Below are 15176 nucleotides of genomic sequence, written 5' to 3'. Positions count from 1 at the left end.
ACGTGCCATCCAGGATGTGATCCGTGATGCTCTACGCGACACAGCACCGTATCGGGCTGGCCACAGTGAACCAGCATGGCCATGAAGTCAAGTCGCTCAGGGCGGCACTTTATCAGGATAGAATAGCGGTCATCACCGGCTTGGAATCTGATCTGCCGTCAAGACCACTGGCCTGTGACAGGGTAAGGTGACCGCAGGTTTAGGCCGTTCTTGGGGAACTTCTGTCCAGTTTTCCATAGCCCTAAATCGACCCCGGCTTTCGGTGCCTGCCTAATCCCAGATGCTGACCTCACGCCTTACCCTCCATCGCCCTCACCCTTTTCGCCGCCTCCCTGAACACCTCGGCCACGGCGGGGTGCGCTCGCTCGGCCTGGTCCAGCAACGTCTGCGCCGCCTCCGCTCGGCCTGCCGGCGTCGCCAGCAGCACCGATCCCATGTTGGTCAGCACGTCCAGCAGCGCGGCACGCAGGGCTTCCTCTGGGGTTTGGTCAGTCATTCCCTACCTCTCAACCTCTCTGCCCATTCCTCCAGCAGGACCGACGCGCGATAGTCGCCCTGCCGCTCGCGCTCCTCGGCCGCCATGCGCAGCGCGACTGCGGCGCCCTCGCGGTCGAATGATCCGGGGTAGTCGATCACCGACTCCAGGAGTCCCAGCAGGATCGCCTCGGCAATCTCGTGCTGCTCGATGTCTTCCGGGGTGGGGGAGGGATCGAGGGTCATGGCGTCACATCTCCTGCAGGTTGCTTCATCGGCGATGTTCCGCTTATGTTCTGGTTAACGGGGCCGGGAATCGGGGGGGAGGATGGACGAGTTCGAGATAGCCGCCGCGCTCACTCGCCTGACGGTCGAAGGGAGGCAGGCTGTTTTCCGTGAGATCATGGATCGCCATTCGGGAGCATCTTCCGGGCGATGCGCGAAACCGCGACTTTATCCTCAGGGTCAAGCTTCATGTAAACCGCAAGATGATCAATAGCATCCTGCGCTTCCGCACTGTCCGGCTCGATCATTTCGGTCACATCAACACCGAAAGCGGCGGCCAGGGACCGAAGCGCCTCGGCGCTCGGATCGCGCTTCCCGTGTTCCAGGAGTGACAGATAGCCTTTGGTCAGCCCGCTGGCCTTAGCCAGATGGTCCTGGGTCCACCCGAGCCGGGTGCGGTGCTCTTTGATGCGAAACCTCATGGCGCAATCAATGGCACAGCGGCTTCATCTTGGGTATTTTCTGAGTGTAAACTTTTGCGTTGCTGGTCGTGTTTACTGATGGTAAACATGCCGACATGGAAAGCCTCCGCGAATACATCGACCGTATTGGGGTCAGCCAGAACACGTTCGCTGAACATATCGGCGTGTCGAAGGGCTACCTTAGCCTGATCCTTTCCGGCCGGCGCTCGCCCAGCCGGATGATGATTCAGAAAATCGACCGAGCGACAGACGGCCGTGTCCCGCCTGCGGTCTGGTTCAATGATTCTGCGGGGTCGGCGTGATGCAGCGCCGCCCCGGTTCTTCCCCTCTCGCAATCCGTCTTGTGCCATGCGGTCGTTCTGCGCCGGTGTGGTCTGCGCCTCAAGGAAACGAGGTTGCCGGCCATGGCTGATCTGCGGCTTAGCGTCTCGGCGGCCTTGTCCGCGCTGATCGCAGGGGTTTTCGGCTGCTACGACGCGGCGGCCGAGACGATCAACGCGCGCTGGGGCAGGGGTGCCAGCAAGGGCACCATCAGCAAGAAGATCGCGGGCCTGCTCGATTGGACCGTGGCCGATGTCATCGCGCTGGAAGACGCCTCGGGGCGCTACCCCGTGACAAAGATGCTGGCGCGGCGACTGGAGCGGGCGAACGACCCGGACAGTTGCATCATCCAGCACGCCAGCAGCATCGCGCGCGAGGCCGGCGAAGCCGTCGGCGCGCTGCTGTCGGCCGCCCAATCGGCGGATGCCGGCGACCGGGCGCAGGCCATCAAGGAACTGCACGACGTGGAAAGCGCGGTTCGCATGGCCCGCGCCAGGCTGGAGGCATGACCCATGCCCACCGCCCCTCTTTGCGGCCGCTGCAAATCCTTCGCCACCCAAGGCTGGGGGCCGCCTGACCGGGCGCCCGACAGGGGCCGGGCATGGTCGTGCCCCAAGCACCACGCCGATGCTGAGCGCTGGTGGCTCGAAACCTATCCCGAGGCGCGCGCCTCGGTGATCCCCGCGGCCGCGGCGTCCAGCGGCAACCTCATGGACCGGAACCATCGACATGAACGCACATAGCGAGATCGAACACGACATGGAGGGCGGCGAGATCGACCTCCAGCTTGACACCCTCATGGGCGACATCCGCGACGAGATGCTGTCGCGGGTCAAGCACCTCAAGGCGACCTGGAACCTGCTGAGCGAGGCCGAGCAGCACGAGGTTGCCAACGGGCTGGAGCTTTTCGCCAAGAGCCTGATCCGCAAGGTGGTAGGGGCGCTGAACAAGCACGAGTTCCCGCACGCCGTCGTCAAGCTGTCCGAATTCAAGGTGAAGGGCGGCAAGGACATCGAGGCCAAGATTTCCTGCCCGAACATCGAGCTGAACCGCGAAGCTCTGGGCAATCACGTCGGCGATATGTGCATGCTGATGATGGTGGACAGCGAGACGTTCTTTTCCGAGCGCGCGCCGGTGAAGACCGATCCCGACCAGCCCGGATTCGATCTGGAAGGCGATGGCGAGGGCGATGCCGATCCCGACGAGGAAGGCGAGAGGCTGGCATTGCCGCCACCGTCCCCGACCGAGCGCAAGAACAACCGCAAGCCCAAGCCGGAGGATCTGGACTGATGCCCCGGTATTCCGTGGAGGTCGAAATGACCAAAGCCGTCCGGCTCAAGGTTTGGGCACGGGACGAGGACGCGGCCCGCGAGAAGGCGCAGGGCATCGTAGAGGATTGGGACGGCGTGATCACTGCTGAGGCCGGCGACGTCGAAGAAATCGACGGGGACTGACCATGGCAGCGGTAGAGTTCACAATTCCCGGCAAGCCGTTCGGCAAAATGCGCCACAGGGTCGGCACCATCGCCGGCCGTGCCCGGGCCTTCAACCCGGCCGAGAACCGCAGCTTTGAGCAGAAGGTGGCCGAGATTGCCCGGCCGCTGTTCCCGGTCCCCTTTGAGGGGCCGGTGAAGCTGCGCATGGTGGCGGTGTTCGAGATTCCGAAGTCCTGGAGCAAGAAGCGCAAAGCCGAAGCCCTCGGCGGGTTTCATACCCAGAAGCCGGACAGCGACAACCTGGCCAAAGCCTTGAAGGACGGCCTGAACCGCGTGGCATGGGCCGATGACGCCCAGGTTGCCGACGTTCGCGTGGTGAAGCGCTGGGGCCGCCATGCCGAAACCTTCGTTCTGGTGGAGGCGATCTGATGGCCTATGCCCTGACACCGACCCAGCATCGCCTCCTGGACCTGATCCGCAGGCATCTTGCGTCCACCGGCACGGCGCCGAGCTTTGACGAAATGCGCGCGGCCATGGGCATCAACTCTAAAGCTGGAATCCACCGCCTGTTGATAGCGCTGGAGGATCGCGGCGCGATCCGGCGCCTCTCTGGTCGCGCGCGTGCGATCGAAGTCGTGGGGCCGCAAGACGATGTGCTGGCCGCCGTAATGGCGGAGATCGACGGCTTTTGCGATGCCGAGGGTATCGCGACAGACAGCCCGCTGTTCCGGCGGCTCAAGCAACGCCTCCGCCAGCGGCTCAGCGCCGCGAAGGGCGGTGCGGCATGACTGAGACGATCCTCACCTGGCAGGAATGCCACGACGCCGGCATGACGGCGCGAGAGGCCGCAGAGGCCCGCGGCCGGCACCAGCGCAGCGCGCAGTCGTGGGCTCGCAGCCGTGGGCTGAAATGGCCGCTACCGCTCGTGCGCGGCACCAGCTGTCCAGTCTCGGCCAAGGGCAAGGTCTATCCCTCAGCCCGCGCCGCGGCCCGCGCCCTTAAGGTCTGCGAAAGCACGGTGACCAAGCACCTACGCGAGTATGGCCATCTGGAGCTGGTCGGGAAGCTGCGCGCCGGCGCCAAGAAGGGCGCCAAGCCGCGGAACCGGAAACCAATCACGGTGGGCGGCCGCACGTTCCAGACGCGCCGCGAGCTGGCCGCCTATGTCGGCTACACCGAGCAATACCTGAGCCGGGTTCTTTCCCGTCGTGACGGACAGGGACCGATGGAACGGCTCATAGCCGCCGTTATGCGGGCCGACGCCCAGCAGGCCAACCAGCGCATGCGCAGGGTCGGACGCGACGATCTCAACGACAGGAGGGCCGCTTGACTGCCCCATCCGCCAAGCCGCTTTTCCGGGCCATCAGTGGCGCAGGCTCGACTGGCAAAGAGCCGCTGCCGCTGCTGCCGGATGCCCCTCTGCGCAGCCGTCCACGCGTCGAGAAGCGCCGGGACGAGGATTTCTATGCGACCGGCCAACCCGAGGCCGTGCGCGGCCTTCTGGCGCGCGATGGTGACGTGATCCGGGCCTGCGGCTCTGTCTGGGAACCGGCCTGCGGCGACGGCGCGCTGGTCCGCGAGATCCGTGCAGCAGGGATTCCGTGCTGCGCATCTGATCTGATCGACCGTGGCTGCCCCGATAGCTGGGTTGCCGACTATTTCACCTGCCTGCGCAGCCGGGGCAGGGCGATCATCACCAACCCGCCCTATTGCCTGATCAACGCGCGGGACGGCCACGGCCGCTGGCTGCGCCATACGCTGGACATGCCCGGCTGGGACTATCTGGCGCTGCTGCTGTCCTGGGACTGGCCGGCGGCTCGGGCCAACGGGCTCGGCGCGCTGCTGGACGCGCAGCCGTTCTCCTACTGCTACCTCATGCGCTGGAAGCTGGATTTCACCGGCGAGGGCTCGCCGCCCCAGCGCAATGCATGGTTTGTATGGATTCGTGGCTGGAACGATGCGCCGATGCAGATTCGGTTCATGAACCGCGAGGACGGCCAAGCCCTGCATCAGGGGGTGCTGCTGTGAGCCAGAAGGCGGTGCATATCGCGCTCTACCCCTCGGACTGGCTGGCCGGCACGCGCGGGCTCACACCGGCCGAGACGGGCGTTTATATCACGCTGGTCTGCATGATGTATGAGCGACAGGAACCCCTGCCGTTCGACCATGCGCGGTTGGCGCGGATGTGCAATTGCCCCGCGGGCACGTTCAAGAAGATCCTCGCCGTTCTTTTGGATGAAGGGAAGGTCATCGAGACCCCGCAAGGGCTGTGGCAGACCAGGGTCGAGAAGGAATTGGCAGCCGCGAAGGACGCGATAGAGGACGCTTCAGAGCGCGGTCGGAAGGCCGTTCAGGCGCGCTGGCAAAAGGCCAAAGGGCGAAGTGACGAGTGCGAAAACGCGAAGGTCAAACCGCAAAGTGACGAACAGCAATGCGAAACGCACAGAGAGAAAAAAGATAATAAAAACAATGATGGCGCCATACGCAAGAATTACCCAAGTAATACTAACCAGAACCAGAACCAGATAGAAGATTCTTCACTACGTTCAGAATCTTCCGGCGGCGGCGGAAACGCGTGCGCGCGCGAGCCGGAAACCGGCCTGGTGTCCCAGATCGCCGAGGCCCTCGGGTTCAATGACCCGAACGGCACAGGCTGGCCCAAATACTGGGTCGCCGCCGATGCCCATGTCATCGCCAGTCGATGGATCACCGATCTCGGATTGACCGCGTCCGAGGTGATCCATGTGGCGGTGAGCAACGCGAAGGCCCACGGCGCCCCGGCAAACGGGCCGAAGATCCTCACCCGCCACATGCAGGACTTCGCCGCCGCCAAGCGCGCGCCGCCGCTCGCCCCGTCCACTGCCACGCAGTCCGCCGTCCGCCCTGCAGCCGGGCACGGCATCAAGGCCCAGATCCCGGAGGAATATCTGAAATGATCCCGCAATCCGTCGTCGCCGACCTGTCCATGCGCTTCAACGCTTTCCTCGACAGGTTCAGTCCGCCGCGCCAGATCGCCGGCAACCCCAAGGCGCTCCAGGACGATGCCAATGCCCTGCTGCGGATCGTGCTGGATCACGCCCCGACCGAGGGCTGGCAGGATTGGTTCCCCGAGGCCATCCGCAATCTCGAAGCCAGCATGACGACGCGTTCGTGGCCCGCGCCGGGCGAGGTGGTCAGGGCCTGTCGGGGCGCCTTGGCCAAGATGCCGGCGACCGAAACGGCGGCGCAGTCCCGCGGCGAGGCCAACGCGATCCAGATGCTGATCGACTGGCATGCCAAGTTCGGAACCCAGATGCCCGGTCAGGGTCGGCCGGATCGCACCGACGAGTTGATCCGCCGCGGCGTGCTGCGCAACGAGCGCGAGGCTCGGTTCAAGGGCTTCGTGCTGTCGCCGGCAGCGCAGGCCCGCGTCAAGGACCAGGCCCCCAGCCGCGCTGAATGGGATCACCACGTCGCGGTCATGGCCAGTCTCGACGGCAGGTCGCGGGACGAAGTGGATTTCGAACTCCAGGACGATGCGCGGCGCAATCCACCCACGACGTTCCAACACGCCGGCGACGTGTTCGGGGCCGCGGCGGAATAATCCGTCCCAACCAGTCTAGACAAAACGCGACAAAAGGATTTTTGGGCATGAGCAGGAAAGCGAAACGGAAGATGCGCAAGCGCGATGGTCGTTGGGTTCACACCTCGGCCGGGGCGACGCTAGCACCGGCACCGTGGGACCATGGCGCCACCGGCCAGGCAAACCGCGTGGGCCTGGTTGTCGAGGAGCGCGGTGAAGTCGATCCGAAGACCGGGAAGATGCGAAACCCGAACGGCGTGACGGGTGTCCGGCGGGTGGATCTGCTGGAATACTGGCACAAGCGGGGCAACATCAGCACGGCAGGGTTCAACGCGGGCGAGGCGCTGCGGAACGCGTTCGAGGCCACCATGCGCAGCAAGCCGGCGATCCCCGGAAACGACCGAGTGCAGTCCAGCCCGAAGCCGGATCACGCCGTGGATATCATGGTTGACAGGATCAGCGCTTTCGAGCGCATCATGCGCCATGTGGCCATGAAGGACCGGGAGATTATCTCGGCGTGCGTGCTCGACAATGCCACGCCGGCGGCAATCCGTGGATACCGAGGAGCTGGTTACCGGAAGGGGCTGGCGCACCTTCGCGAAGCGCTGGATCGTCTGGCCGATGCGTTGGGGATTGACGGTAAATGAAAAACGTGTCACGAAAGCATTGTCGAAGAATTCTGCCCCGCCCGATATCGAGCGGGGCTTCTGCATTCCAGGGGATCACGCCCCAGTCAGTTCATGCCGCGAGTTTTTGCCGTTTCATAAATGGCGCGCAGGAGGCAGCGATCCATCGTGATGTTGACGCGCCGCACGGCGGTAGCCAGCCGGGATGTATGGCATCGGCATCAGGAACGGGCCATCGGAAAATTCAGCGGCAACATCCTTTCGCTACAATACGAAGAAGTAGTCGATCTTCAAAGGTTAGTGTTTCCCTGAGTCAAGAATAGGGTTTGTCTCAGAGTCCAGCTTATCCTGCGCTATGCGGTCCATAACTACTTTCTTCTGGGCATCTGTAAGAAAATCAAGGCAGTCACCTTGATCGTGGACCTTCGATATCCAATCGTATAGGCTTTTCACAATATTTTTCGGATCTAGCTTTAGTATTGACGCTAGATACTTAATTCCTAGATCATTCATCATTTGGTTATTTTTGCTTTTGCATGAGTTGTATAAGTCCCACCGTTCGTCATCAGTCAGGTCTTCTAAGGTCTTTTTTTCCATAACGCCCTCCATTGTATCACGAAGTCCAGTTACTCACGCGCAAGTGATTCGATCAAACTTTTAATTACACAAGCCACACGAACGAAGGTGTGGTGTAGATCGCAAAGGACATCGCCATGACTCGCCGGAAAAGCGGCGGGGCGCAGCCGGCAGACCTGACGCCGAAGCAAGCCCGCTTTGTCGAGAACTACCTGATTGACCTGAACGCTACCCGTGCAGCCATCAAAGCGGGCTACGCCCGGAACAATGCCAGGAAGTATGCCCATCAGTTGATGCAGATGCCGCATATCGAGGAGGCCATAGCGGCTGCCTTTGCGGCTCGCTCGGAGCGCACACGCATTGACGCCGATTGGGTGCTTCAGCGCCTCGCTGAAGAAGCCGACGCCGACCTGGCTGACATCCTGGACGACAAAGGCACGATCAAGCCGGTGAAGGACTGGCCCACGGTCTGGCGAAAAGGGCTCGTCGCCGGCATCGATGTTCAGGAAATGGTGGTCGAAGGCGTGAGGGTTGGACAGGCCGTCAAGTTGCGCCTTTCTGATCGGATCAAGCGGATTGAACTGATCGGGAAGCATGTCAACGTCCAGGCGTTCCGAGACCAGGTGCATCAGACTGGCGCCATCACGCTGAACGTCCTGCCAGAGGACGCCGAACTGTGACCCATGGCAGTAGCACGGCTTACGGCCAAACAGAGGGAGGCTAACCGGCTTCTGGCGGGCCCCGCACGCAACATCATGCTGCGAGGCGGATCGAGGTCGGGGAAGACCTTTATCCTGGTCCGCGCGATCATCCAGAGGGCCATCAATGCGCCGGAATCGCGCCATGCGATATTCAGGTTCCGGTTCAACCACGCCAAGACATCGGTCTGGTCCGATACGCTGCCGAAGGTGCTGAAGCTGTGCTTCCCGAGGCTGTTGGTCAGGTTCGACAAGACGGATTTCTACGTTGAACTGCCGAACGGGTCGCAGATCTGGATCGCGGGCCTCGATGACAAGGAGCGCGTCGAGAAGATCCTCGGCCAGGAATACGCGACGCTCTATTTCAACGAGAGCAGCCAGATTCCGTGGGGCTCGGTCGAGACGGCGATGTCGCGCCTGGCGCAGAAATGCGAGCTGGCGCCCGAGATCGCGCAGGCAACAGGGCGGCAGTTTCTGGCGCTCAAGGCATATTTCGACTGTAACCCGCCGTCGAAGCTGCATTGGTCCTACAGCCTGTTCCGGGCGAAGGCGAAGCCGGGCACGAAAGAGGCGCTGCCCAATCCGGCAGACTATGCCGAGATGAAGGTCAACCCGGCCGACAACGCCGACAACCTGCCGGCCGAGTATTTCGATGTGCTGACCAGCATGTCGGCGGCCAAGAGGCTTCGGTTCGAAGCCGGGGAATGGGCCAGCGAAGTCAACGGCGCCCTTTGGGCGCTAGAGGACCGAACGGCGCCGGATGGCAAAGTCATGCCGGGCATCGACAGCCTGCGGATCACGCCGAACCAGATGCCGGAGATGCGACGCATCGTGGTCTCCGTGGACCCATCAGGAACACGGGGCGACGGCGGCGGGGATGATATCGGGATTGTGGTCGCCGGCCTCGGTATCGACGGGCGCGGTTATGCGCTCGCCGACGAGACCTGCCAACTGTCGCCCGAGGGTTGGGGCCGGCGCGCCGTCGAACTGTATCACCGCTGGGGCGCGGATCGCATCGTGGCCGAGCGGAACTTCGGTGGCGACATGGTGCGCTTCACCGTCGCGACCGCGGACAAGAAGGCTGCCTTCAAGGAGGTGGTCGCCAGCCGCGGCAAGGCGGTCAGGGCCGAGCCGGTGTCGGCTCTCTACGAACAGGGGCGCGTCAGCCATGTCGGTGTCTTCCCCGATCTTGAGGACGAGATGTGCAACTTCACGGCGTCGGGATTCATCGGCGATGGTTCTCCCGACCGGGCAGACGCGCTGGTCTGGGCGATGACGGAACTGATGCTGGCCCACGAGGCCGCCCCGCCAAGGGTAAGGACGCTATGAGCCTCATTTCTCTCCTGTTCGGTCGCTCCGCGCCCGCGGCACCGCCTCAGGCCAAGCACAGCGCCGTGGGTCATATGTTCGCCTATTTCGGCGTCGGCCAGCCAGTATGGACGGAACGGCAGTTCGAGCAGTTGGCGAAGGAGGGGTATCAACGCAACCCTATCGTCTACGCCTGCCTGCGGCGCATCAGCCGTGGTGTCGCCTCGATCCCGGTGAACCTTTACGATCAGGATGCCGAGATCGAACGGCACCCGTTGCTGGACCTGATCCGCCGGCCGAACCCCGAGATGACGCAGGCGGATTTCATAGAGGCGGTGGTCGTGCCGTATGTCCTGGGCGGCAATGCCTATGTCGAGCGGGTCGGCATCACCCAGGTGCGGGAACTGTATCCGCTGCGGGCCGATCGCATGAAGGTCATCACCGGCACGCGCGGATGGCCCTCTGCCTTTGAATACGAGGTGGCGGGCCAGCGCCGGCAATTCCCGGTCCGCTCCGGTCCGCTCGATTGTGACGTGCTTCAGCTCAAGCAGTTCAACCCGTTGGACGATTACTATGGCCAAGGGTCAATCGAGGCTGCGGCATATGCCGTGGACATCCACAATGAGACGAGCCAGTGGGCCAAGGGCCTGGTGCAGAACGCGGCTCGCCCTTCCGGGGCTTTCGTCCATACCCCGCAGGACAAGGAAGGCGCGCAGTCTCTGGGCGAAGCGCAGTTCCGCCGGTTGAAAGAGGAACTGGCCGCATCGGTGCAGGGCGGGAACAACGCCGGCAAGCCGTTGCTGCTGGAAGGCGGCCTGAACTGGACCGCTATGGGCCTGACTCCAATGGAAATGGATTTCATCAACACCAGGCGCGAGGTGGCCCGCGAGATCGCGCTGTCATTCGGGGTGCCGCCGATGGTCCTCGGCATTCCGGGCGACAACACCTATGCGAACTATCGAGAGGCCAACGCGGCCTTCTTCCGCGAGACGGTCATTCCGCTGGCGACGCTGGTCTATGCCCGGCTGTCGCAATGGCTGGCGCCGCGCATGGGCAGCGAGACGATGGAGTTGCGCCCGGATCTGGACGAGATCCCGGCCTTGGCTGAGGAGCGCCGCGAGGTCTGGAACAAGGTGTCCTCGGGCAGCGACATCCTGACCGTGGACGAGCGCCGCGAGGCTCTGGGCTATGCCCCGACCGGCAACGCCGACGGGAAGGTCATCCTGGGCGTGACCCAGAGGCCAATGCCCGGCGCCGAGGGCGATACGGATCCGCCGGATGATCCTGACAGGTGACGGGCCGGCCGCCCTGGCGGCGGCGTGGCAGCGCGCCACGGCGATGATCGACCAGCAGGCCGACGAACTCAGCCCGGCCCTGCTGAACGAGCTGCGGCGGTTCCTGCGGTTGGCCGAGCGCGGCTTGCTGCACGGAGAGGCGTTCGATTTTCAGGCGGCTGTTGCCGAGCACGAGCGCCGCGTTGCCCTGATCATGGACGAGGGCACGCAGCGGACAGCGCAGGTGTTCGCCCTCGATGTGCTCGGGGGCCTCGATCAGGGTTCGCGCATCGGCTCCTGGTTGCGGACGGCCGGCGTCGGCCTGATCGCCGCGACCTTCGCGCGCGAGGGTGCAGAACGGTTCGCGAGGTGGACCGCGCATCACCTGCGCCGTGTCATGGACCTGCGCGGCGACCGGCTGGTGCGGGAACTGCTCCGGCAGAGCGGCGTGGATGCGCCACGCCGGGCGCTGAACGCGGCCGAGGACCGGGCGCACCTGGCGTCGCAATGGGCCACGACCAGCGCCGCCGAGTTCTCGGGCGAGATTGACCAGCGGGTCTGGCTGTCGCGTCTCGATGGCCGGGAACGCGCCACGCACAACCACGCCCATGGGCAGCACTGCCCGGTCGCGGGCGCGTTCATCGTCGGCGGCTACCGGCTGCGCTGGCCGCGCGACCCGAACGGCCCGATCCACGAAATTGCGAACTGCCGCTGTGTCTCGGCGCTTCGGAGGAAAAAATGAACCGTATCGAGCAAAAAAGCGGTCTGGACCTGAAATTCGCCGGCGCCGCTCTCGCAATCGATGTCAAGGGCGACGACGGCGTGATCGAGGGATACGCTTCGAAGTTCAGCGAGATCGACCGCGGCAACGACATGGTGATGCCGGGCGCCTATCGGGCCTCCATCGCCGCCAAGCGCCCTGGCGCGGTCAAGATGCTGTGGCAGCACGACCCGTCCCAGCCCATCGGCTTCTGGGAGACGATCCAGGAAGACGACACGGGCTTGCGCGTCAAGGGCCGACTGCTGACCGAGGTGCAGCGCGGCCGCGAGGCGCTGGTGATGCTGAAAGCGGGCGTGCTGGATGGTCTGTCCATCGGTTACCGCACCGAGGATTACGGCTATGTCACTGAGGGTGGGCGCACGATCCGGCAGCTGAAGAAGCTCGACCTCTGGGAAATCTCGCTCGTTACCTTCCCCATGCTGCCGTCGGCGCGCGTGGCGGCGAAAGGCGACGAAAGCGACCCGAAATTCGTGGAACAGGCTCTGCGCGACGCAGGGCTGTCCCGCACCGCCGCGAAGCGAATCGTGGCTCAAGGCGTCAAGGGCGCCCCGCGTGACGCGGGGGACGAAGGCGACCTTTCCGCCGGCCTCTCGGCCGTCTTCCAATCCGTTATCAAGGGGTAATCCCATGAAGATGAACACCATCGAGCAGTTTGCGAACGCCGGCCTGCTCGGCCCGCTGGCGCGCAAGGATGCTTTCAGCAGCACCGATACGCTTCCGACCGAACTGAAAGGCTTCGCCACCGAAGTCGGCAAGGCGTTCAAGGAACTGCGCGACACCAACGACCAGATGCTGAAGGCCAAGGCCGACGGCAAGTCGGTGTCCGATCTTGAAGCCAAGACCGTGAAGATGCAGGAAAGCATCGACACGCTCGAAAAGTCGATCACCGATGGCCTGAAGACCATCCGCGCCGAGAAGGCGGCGGACGAGATCAAGGCCGATGATCGCCTGCTGGCGTCCGACTTCGCGCTGAACATCAAGGGCCAGAAGGTTTCGTTGGACGAGGTGACGCCGGACCTGATGAAAGAGGCCAAGAACTACGAGGCCGATTTCTCGCGCTGGCTGCGCACCGAAGGCAAGGCGCTGACCTCTGGCATCGATCCCTCGGGGGGCTATTGGGTGCCCACCACCACCTCGCGTCGGATCATCACCAAGCTGCATGAGACCACGCCCATGCGACAGCTTGCCACGGTCGAGGAGACCAACGGCGACAAATGGGAGATCGAGAACGACCGCGGTATCGTTCCCGCCCGCTGGGTGGATGATACCACCGCCCACCAGGCCAGCGGCACGCCCAAGACCGGGATGCGCGCGATCATGGTCCATAACCTGCAAGCCCAGCCCCGCGCTTCCTCGAACCTGCTGGAGGATGCTTCGCGGAACGTGGAACAGTGGCTCGCCGATAAAGTGGCCCTTGGCTTTGCCTTGGCTGAAGCTTCGGCGTTCGTCCTGGGCGACGGTGTGGGCAAGCCGCGTGGCCTGCTGACGTATCCCGAGGTCGAATATGTCAAGGCCAGCGACAAGACCGATGCGGACTGGCGGAAGATGCGCTTCGTCAAATCGGGCGCTGCCGCGGCGCTCGGGGGCCTCGACGGCTTCGCGCACCTCATCACCTCGCTGAAATCGCTCTACCGCATCAACGCCACCTTCATGATGAACCGCATGACGGTCGGCGCGCTGCGGGTGCTGAAGGACGGCGAGGGCCGGTATCTGCTCGACCCGATGAACCAGAACCGGGGCGTGGCCAGCATCTTCGGCTTCCCGATTTCGGAAGGCGACGATCTGGATGAGGTTGGCGCGGGCAAGATCCCCGTCGTGCTGGGCGACATCCGCGCAGCCTATACCATCGTCCAGCGCCGGGGCATCCGCGTGCTGCGTGACCCCTACACCGCGAAGCCGATGGTCCAGTTCGACCACACTGCCCGTGTCGGCGGTGACGTGGTGGACTTCGACGCCTTCCGAGTCCTCAAGATCGCGGCCTGATCCGGCAGGCGGCGACCGGCCCGCACCGAGATTCCTCCCCCTTTTGGGCGGTGCGGGCCATCCGAAACCCATTCGCAGAGGAGCCATCAGCATGGCACGCGACGACATTTTCAACGCCATCACGCCTTCGCTGGCGCTGGCAAACACCACCAACGCCGCGCTTGTCGGGGCGACGGTGAATGGCGCCATCATCGACACCCAGGGCGAAACCGGCGGGGCGTTCCTCGTGCGGGTCGCCGGTATCAGCGCGGGCAGCATCGCCCTCGGCATTATCGCCGGAGACGCGGCCGACCTGTCGGATGGAGAGGCCGTTACCGATCCGCTGCTTGTGCAGGTGTCGGACCCGATCACGGCAGCCGGTCAGGGCAAGGCCGCATATCAGGGCATCAAGCGGTATATCCGCCTGACGCTGACCGGGTCGGCTGATCTGGCCGGCGCCTCGGCCTTTTCTATCTACGCTTCGGCCAAACAGGACCAGGGCGCACTGGCATGAGGATCGAGCGCAGCGGCGAGGGACTGAACATCCTTCCGGTAGACATAGACCAGATCGAGGTGCATTTCTCGATGCTGGGCGCCGAGGACATCGAGGGCGTCACGCCTTACATCCTCGCTGCTGCGCGCGAAATCGAGGACTTTGCCGGGCTGGCGCTGATCCGGCAGACGATCACGCTGCGGAACGTGCGGTTCGATGTCCGGCGGTCATCCACCTGGTGGTCTGGCGTGCGGCAGGGCATTCCCGAGACGGCGCGGGAAATGGGCGTGCGTCCCCTGTTTCTCCCGGTTCGTCCCGCCACAGAGCTGGTTTCCATCGCGCATGCGGATGACGGCACTTTGCTGGCGCTGGACGGCTTCCGTATCTACGGGGTTGACGATCCCGAATTGCAGCCGCGCGGCGCGGTTCCCACCGGCTCTCTGGATGTGGCCTATACCGCCGGATATGGCGATGATCCGGCGCCGGTTCCCGCCGACCTGCGGCTGGCGGTGTTGGATCATGCCCTGCGGCTCTACGAGCGACGCGGGGACGAGACCGCGACGCCGGCGGGCCTGTCCGCTGCCGCCGCCCGCATCGTCGGCCGCTACCGCCGGGTGCATCTTTGAAGCCCCGCGTCTCGCGCCTGCGGCACAGAATCACGTTCTGCCGACCGGGTGGCGTCCCTGACGGGGCGGGAGGCATCAAGCCGGGGTTTGCAGATTCCGGCACGGTAGCAGGCGATTTCCAACCCGTCTCGGCCAACCGGGTGCTGGATGCCGAAAGCACCGAGATCATGCACCGGGCGCGGATCATCATCCGCGCGAAAGCAATGCCGGAGGATTTCGATCCAGCCAAATGGCGTCTCCGCGCCGCCGGCCTGGATCACACCATCCTGTCCACAATGGACCAGGATGGTGACCGTAGGTTCATCACCTTCATTGTCACACGAGCGGTTTAGG

Annotated in this window: 23 protein-coding genes; 20 read left to right on the top strand and 3 right to left on the bottom strand. The window is 64.0% G+C overall.

Features of this window, described 5'->3' with window-relative positions; translation table 11 throughout:
- Window positions 1-289 precede the first annotated feature (289 nt).
- The 3 genes from E3U25_RS19015 to E3U25_RS19005 form a co-directional block, all read right to left on the bottom strand.
- Window positions 290-496 carry a hypothetical protein gene (locus E3U25_RS19015; RefSeq protein ID WP_116221872.1) on the bottom strand — a complete coding sequence of 69 codons (207 nt, stop codon included), beginning with the start codon at window positions 494-496 and terminating at the stop codon, window positions 290-292.
- Complete coding sequence (locus E3U25_RS19010; protein ID WP_116221873.1) at window positions 493-720, bottom strand: hypothetical protein; 228 nt, start codon at window positions 718-720, stop codon at window positions 493-495. Before E3U25_RS19010 ends, E3U25_RS19015 begins: the two co-directional genes overlap by 4 nt.
- A gap of 155 nt (window positions 721-875) precedes the next feature.
- Window positions 876-1181, bottom strand: a complete 306-nt coding sequence (locus E3U25_RS19005; protein ID WP_072462810.1) for a helix-turn-helix domain-containing protein — start codon at window positions 1179-1181, stop codon at window positions 876-878.
- 95 nt (window positions 1182-1276) lie between these two features.
- On the opposite strand from E3U25_RS19005, the gene E3U25_RS19000 reads away from it, so the two are divergent.
- The 20 genes from E3U25_RS19000 to E3U25_RS18905 all read left to right on the top strand — a co-directional run bounded on the left by E3U25_RS19000 (window position 1277) and on the right by E3U25_RS18905 (window position 15175).
- Entirely contained in the window at window positions 1277-1483 is a 207-nt protein-coding gene (locus E3U25_RS19000) for a helix-turn-helix transcriptional regulator (RefSeq protein ID WP_072462811.1), read from the top strand.
- Window positions 1484-1585: 102 nt separating this feature from the next.
- Window positions 1586-2011 (top strand): hypothetical protein, encoded by a 426-nt coding sequence (locus tag E3U25_RS18995; protein WP_116221874.1) that lies wholly within the window; start codon window positions 1586-1588, stop codon window positions 2009-2011.
- Between the two features lie 220 nt (window positions 2012-2231).
- Window positions 2232-2792, top strand: a complete 561-nt coding sequence (locus E3U25_RS18990) for a hypothetical protein (protein ID WP_116221875.1) — start codon at window positions 2232-2234, stop codon at window positions 2790-2792.
- A gap of 26 nt (window positions 2793-2818) precedes the next feature.
- Window positions 2819-2956, top strand: a complete 138-nt coding sequence (locus E3U25_RS18985) for a hypothetical protein (RefSeq protein ID WP_166435519.1) — start codon at window positions 2819-2821, stop codon at window positions 2954-2956.
- Between the two features lie 2 nt (window positions 2957-2958).
- Window positions 2959-3366 (top strand): RusA family crossover junction endodeoxyribonuclease, encoded by a 408-nt coding sequence (locus tag E3U25_RS18980; RefSeq protein ID WP_072462814.1) that lies wholly within the window; start codon window positions 2959-2961, stop codon window positions 3364-3366.
- Complete coding sequence (locus tag E3U25_RS18975; protein ID WP_116221876.1) at window positions 3366-3725, top strand: LexA family protein; 360 nt, start codon at window positions 3366-3368, stop codon at window positions 3723-3725. The genes E3U25_RS18980 and E3U25_RS18975 overlap by 1 nt, the downstream gene beginning before the upstream one ends.
- Window positions 3722-4267, top strand: a complete 546-nt coding sequence (locus E3U25_RS18970; protein WP_116221877.1) for an NUMOD1 domain-containing DNA-binding protein — start codon at window positions 3722-3724, stop codon at window positions 4265-4267. Before E3U25_RS18975 ends, E3U25_RS18970 begins: the two co-directional genes overlap by 4 nt.
- Window positions 4264-4965: a hypothetical protein gene (locus tag E3U25_RS18965; RefSeq protein WP_072462817.1), complete on the top strand. Its 702-nt coding sequence runs from the start codon at window positions 4264-4266 to the stop codon at window positions 4963-4965. Before E3U25_RS18970 ends, E3U25_RS18965 begins: the two co-directional genes overlap by 4 nt.
- A complete protein-coding gene (locus E3U25_RS18960; RefSeq protein ID WP_166435520.1) occupies window positions 4962-5873 on the top strand; it encodes a YdaU family protein in 912 nt (303 codons plus the stop codon). Before E3U25_RS18965 ends, E3U25_RS18960 begins: the two co-directional genes overlap by 4 nt.
- Window positions 5870-6520, top strand: coding sequence for a hypothetical protein (locus tag E3U25_RS18955; RefSeq protein WP_116221879.1), 651 nt, complete (start codon window positions 5870-5872; stop codon window positions 6518-6520). The genes E3U25_RS18960 and E3U25_RS18955 overlap by 4 nt, the downstream gene beginning before the upstream one ends.
- Before the next feature lie 47 nt (window positions 6521-6567).
- Window positions 6568-7146: a hypothetical protein gene (locus tag E3U25_RS18950; RefSeq protein ID WP_116221880.1), complete on the top strand. Its 579-nt coding sequence runs from the start codon at window positions 6568-6570 to the stop codon at window positions 7144-7146.
- 692 nt (window positions 7147-7838) lie between these two features.
- Window positions 7839-8381 (top strand): terminase small subunit, encoded by a 543-nt coding sequence (locus E3U25_RS18945; RefSeq protein WP_116221881.1) that lies wholly within the window; start codon window positions 7839-7841, stop codon window positions 8379-8381.
- A 3-nt stretch (window positions 8382-8384) separates the two neighbouring features.
- The gene (locus E3U25_RS18940; protein WP_116221882.1) at window positions 8385-9728 is read left to right on the top strand and encodes a phage terminase large subunit; all 1344 of its coding nucleotides are present in this window, start codon (window positions 8385-8387) and stop codon (window positions 9726-9728) included.
- Between the two features lie 74 nt (window positions 9729-9802).
- Window positions 9803-11002, top strand: a complete 1200-nt coding sequence (locus E3U25_RS18935) for a phage portal protein (protein WP_072462824.1) — start codon at window positions 9803-9805, stop codon at window positions 11000-11002.
- Window positions 10986-11723 (top strand): hypothetical protein, encoded by a 738-nt coding sequence (locus tag E3U25_RS18930; RefSeq protein ID WP_116221883.1) that lies wholly within the window; start codon window positions 10986-10988, stop codon window positions 11721-11723. The genes E3U25_RS18935 and E3U25_RS18930 overlap by 17 nt, the downstream gene beginning before the upstream one ends.
- Entirely contained in the window at window positions 11720-12385 is a 666-nt protein-coding gene (locus E3U25_RS18925; protein ID WP_072462826.1) for an HK97 family phage prohead protease, read from the top strand. Before E3U25_RS18930 ends, E3U25_RS18925 begins: the two co-directional genes overlap by 4 nt.
- A gap of 4 nt (window positions 12386-12389) precedes the next feature.
- Window positions 12390-13745: a phage major capsid protein gene (locus tag E3U25_RS18920; protein ID WP_072462827.1), complete on the top strand. Its 1356-nt coding sequence runs from the start codon at window positions 12390-12392 to the stop codon at window positions 13743-13745.
- A gap of 91 nt (window positions 13746-13836) precedes the next feature.
- Window positions 13837-14238 carry a hypothetical protein gene (locus tag E3U25_RS18915; RefSeq protein ID WP_072462828.1) on the top strand — a complete coding sequence of 134 codons (402 nt, stop codon included), beginning with the start codon at window positions 13837-13839 and terminating at the stop codon, window positions 14236-14238.
- Window positions 14235-14843, top strand: coding sequence for a head-tail connector protein (locus tag E3U25_RS18910; RefSeq protein ID WP_208861598.1), 609 nt, complete (start codon window positions 14235-14237; stop codon window positions 14841-14843). Before E3U25_RS18915 ends, E3U25_RS18910 begins: the two co-directional genes overlap by 4 nt.
- Window positions 14840-15175, top strand: coding sequence for a head-tail adaptor protein (locus E3U25_RS18905; protein WP_116221884.1), 336 nt, complete (start codon window positions 14840-14842; stop codon window positions 15173-15175). Before E3U25_RS18910 ends, E3U25_RS18905 begins: the two co-directional genes overlap by 4 nt.
- Window position 15176 lies beyond the last annotated feature (1 nt).

The sequence above is a fragment of the Paracoccus versutus genome (assembly GCF_029909795.1).
Taxonomy (GTDB): domain Bacteria; phylum Pseudomonadota; class Alphaproteobacteria; order Rhodobacterales; family Rhodobacteraceae; genus Paracoccus; species Paracoccus versutus.
This window is presented reverse-complemented; position numbering and strand designations above follow the sequence as displayed.

Coding starts and splice junctions, on each gene's coding strand:
- E3U25_RS19015 (WP_116221872.1), bottom strand. CDS start 496: ATGACTGACCAAACCCCAGAGGAAGCCCTGCGTGCCGCGCTGCTGGAC.
- E3U25_RS19010 (WP_116221873.1), bottom strand. CDS start 720: ATGACCCTCGATCCCTCCCCCACCCCGGAAGACATCGAGCAGCACGAG.
- E3U25_RS19005 (WP_072462810.1), bottom strand. CDS start 1,181: ATGAGGTTTCGCATCAAAGAGCACCGCACCCGGCTCGGGTGGACCCAG.
- E3U25_RS19000 (WP_072462811.1), top strand. CDS start 1,277: ATGGAAAGCCTCCGCGAATACATCGACCGTATTGGGGTCAGCCAGAAC.
- E3U25_RS18995 (WP_116221874.1), top strand. CDS start 1,586: ATGGCTGATCTGCGGCTTAGCGTCTCGGCGGCCTTGTCCGCGCTGATC.
- E3U25_RS18990 (WP_116221875.1), top strand. CDS start 2,232: ATGAACGCACATAGCGAGATCGAACACGACATGGAGGGCGGCGAGATC.
- E3U25_RS18985 (WP_166435519.1), top strand. CDS start 2,819: ATGACCAAAGCCGTCCGGCTCAAGGTTTGGGCACGGGACGAGGACGCG.
- E3U25_RS18980 (WP_072462814.1), top strand. CDS start 2,959: ATGGCAGCGGTAGAGTTCACAATTCCCGGCAAGCCGTTCGGCAAAATG.
- E3U25_RS18975 (WP_116221876.1), top strand. CDS start 3,366: ATGGCCTATGCCCTGACACCGACCCAGCATCGCCTCCTGGACCTGATC.
- E3U25_RS18970 (WP_116221877.1), top strand. CDS start 3,722: ATGACTGAGACGATCCTCACCTGGCAGGAATGCCACGACGCCGGCATG.
- E3U25_RS18955 (WP_116221879.1), top strand. CDS start 5,870: ATGATCCCGCAATCCGTCGTCGCCGACCTGTCCATGCGCTTCAACGCT.
- E3U25_RS18950 (WP_116221880.1), top strand. CDS start 6,568: ATGAGCAGGAAAGCGAAACGGAAGATGCGCAAGCGCGATGGTCGTTGG.
- E3U25_RS18945 (WP_116221881.1), top strand. CDS start 7,839: ATGACTCGCCGGAAAAGCGGCGGGGCGCAGCCGGCAGACCTGACGCCG.
- E3U25_RS18940 (WP_116221882.1), top strand. CDS start 8,385: ATGGCAGTAGCACGGCTTACGGCCAAACAGAGGGAGGCTAACCGGCTT.
- E3U25_RS18935 (WP_072462824.1), top strand. CDS start 9,803: ATGTTCGCCTATTTCGGCGTCGGCCAGCCAGTATGGACGGAACGGCAG.
- E3U25_RS18930 (WP_116221883.1), top strand. CDS start 10,986: ATGATCCTGACAGGTGACGGGCCGGCCGCCCTGGCGGCGGCGTGGCAG.
- E3U25_RS18925 (WP_072462826.1), top strand. CDS start 11,720: ATGAACCGTATCGAGCAAAAAAGCGGTCTGGACCTGAAATTCGCCGGC.
- E3U25_RS18920 (WP_072462827.1), top strand. CDS start 12,390: ATGAAGATGAACACCATCGAGCAGTTTGCGAACGCCGGCCTGCTCGGC.
- E3U25_RS18915 (WP_072462828.1), top strand. CDS start 13,837: ATGGCACGCGACGACATTTTCAACGCCATCACGCCTTCGCTGGCGCTG.
- E3U25_RS18910 (WP_208861598.1), top strand. CDS start 14,235: ATGAGGATCGAGCGCAGCGGCGAGGGACTGAACATCCTTCCGGTAGAC.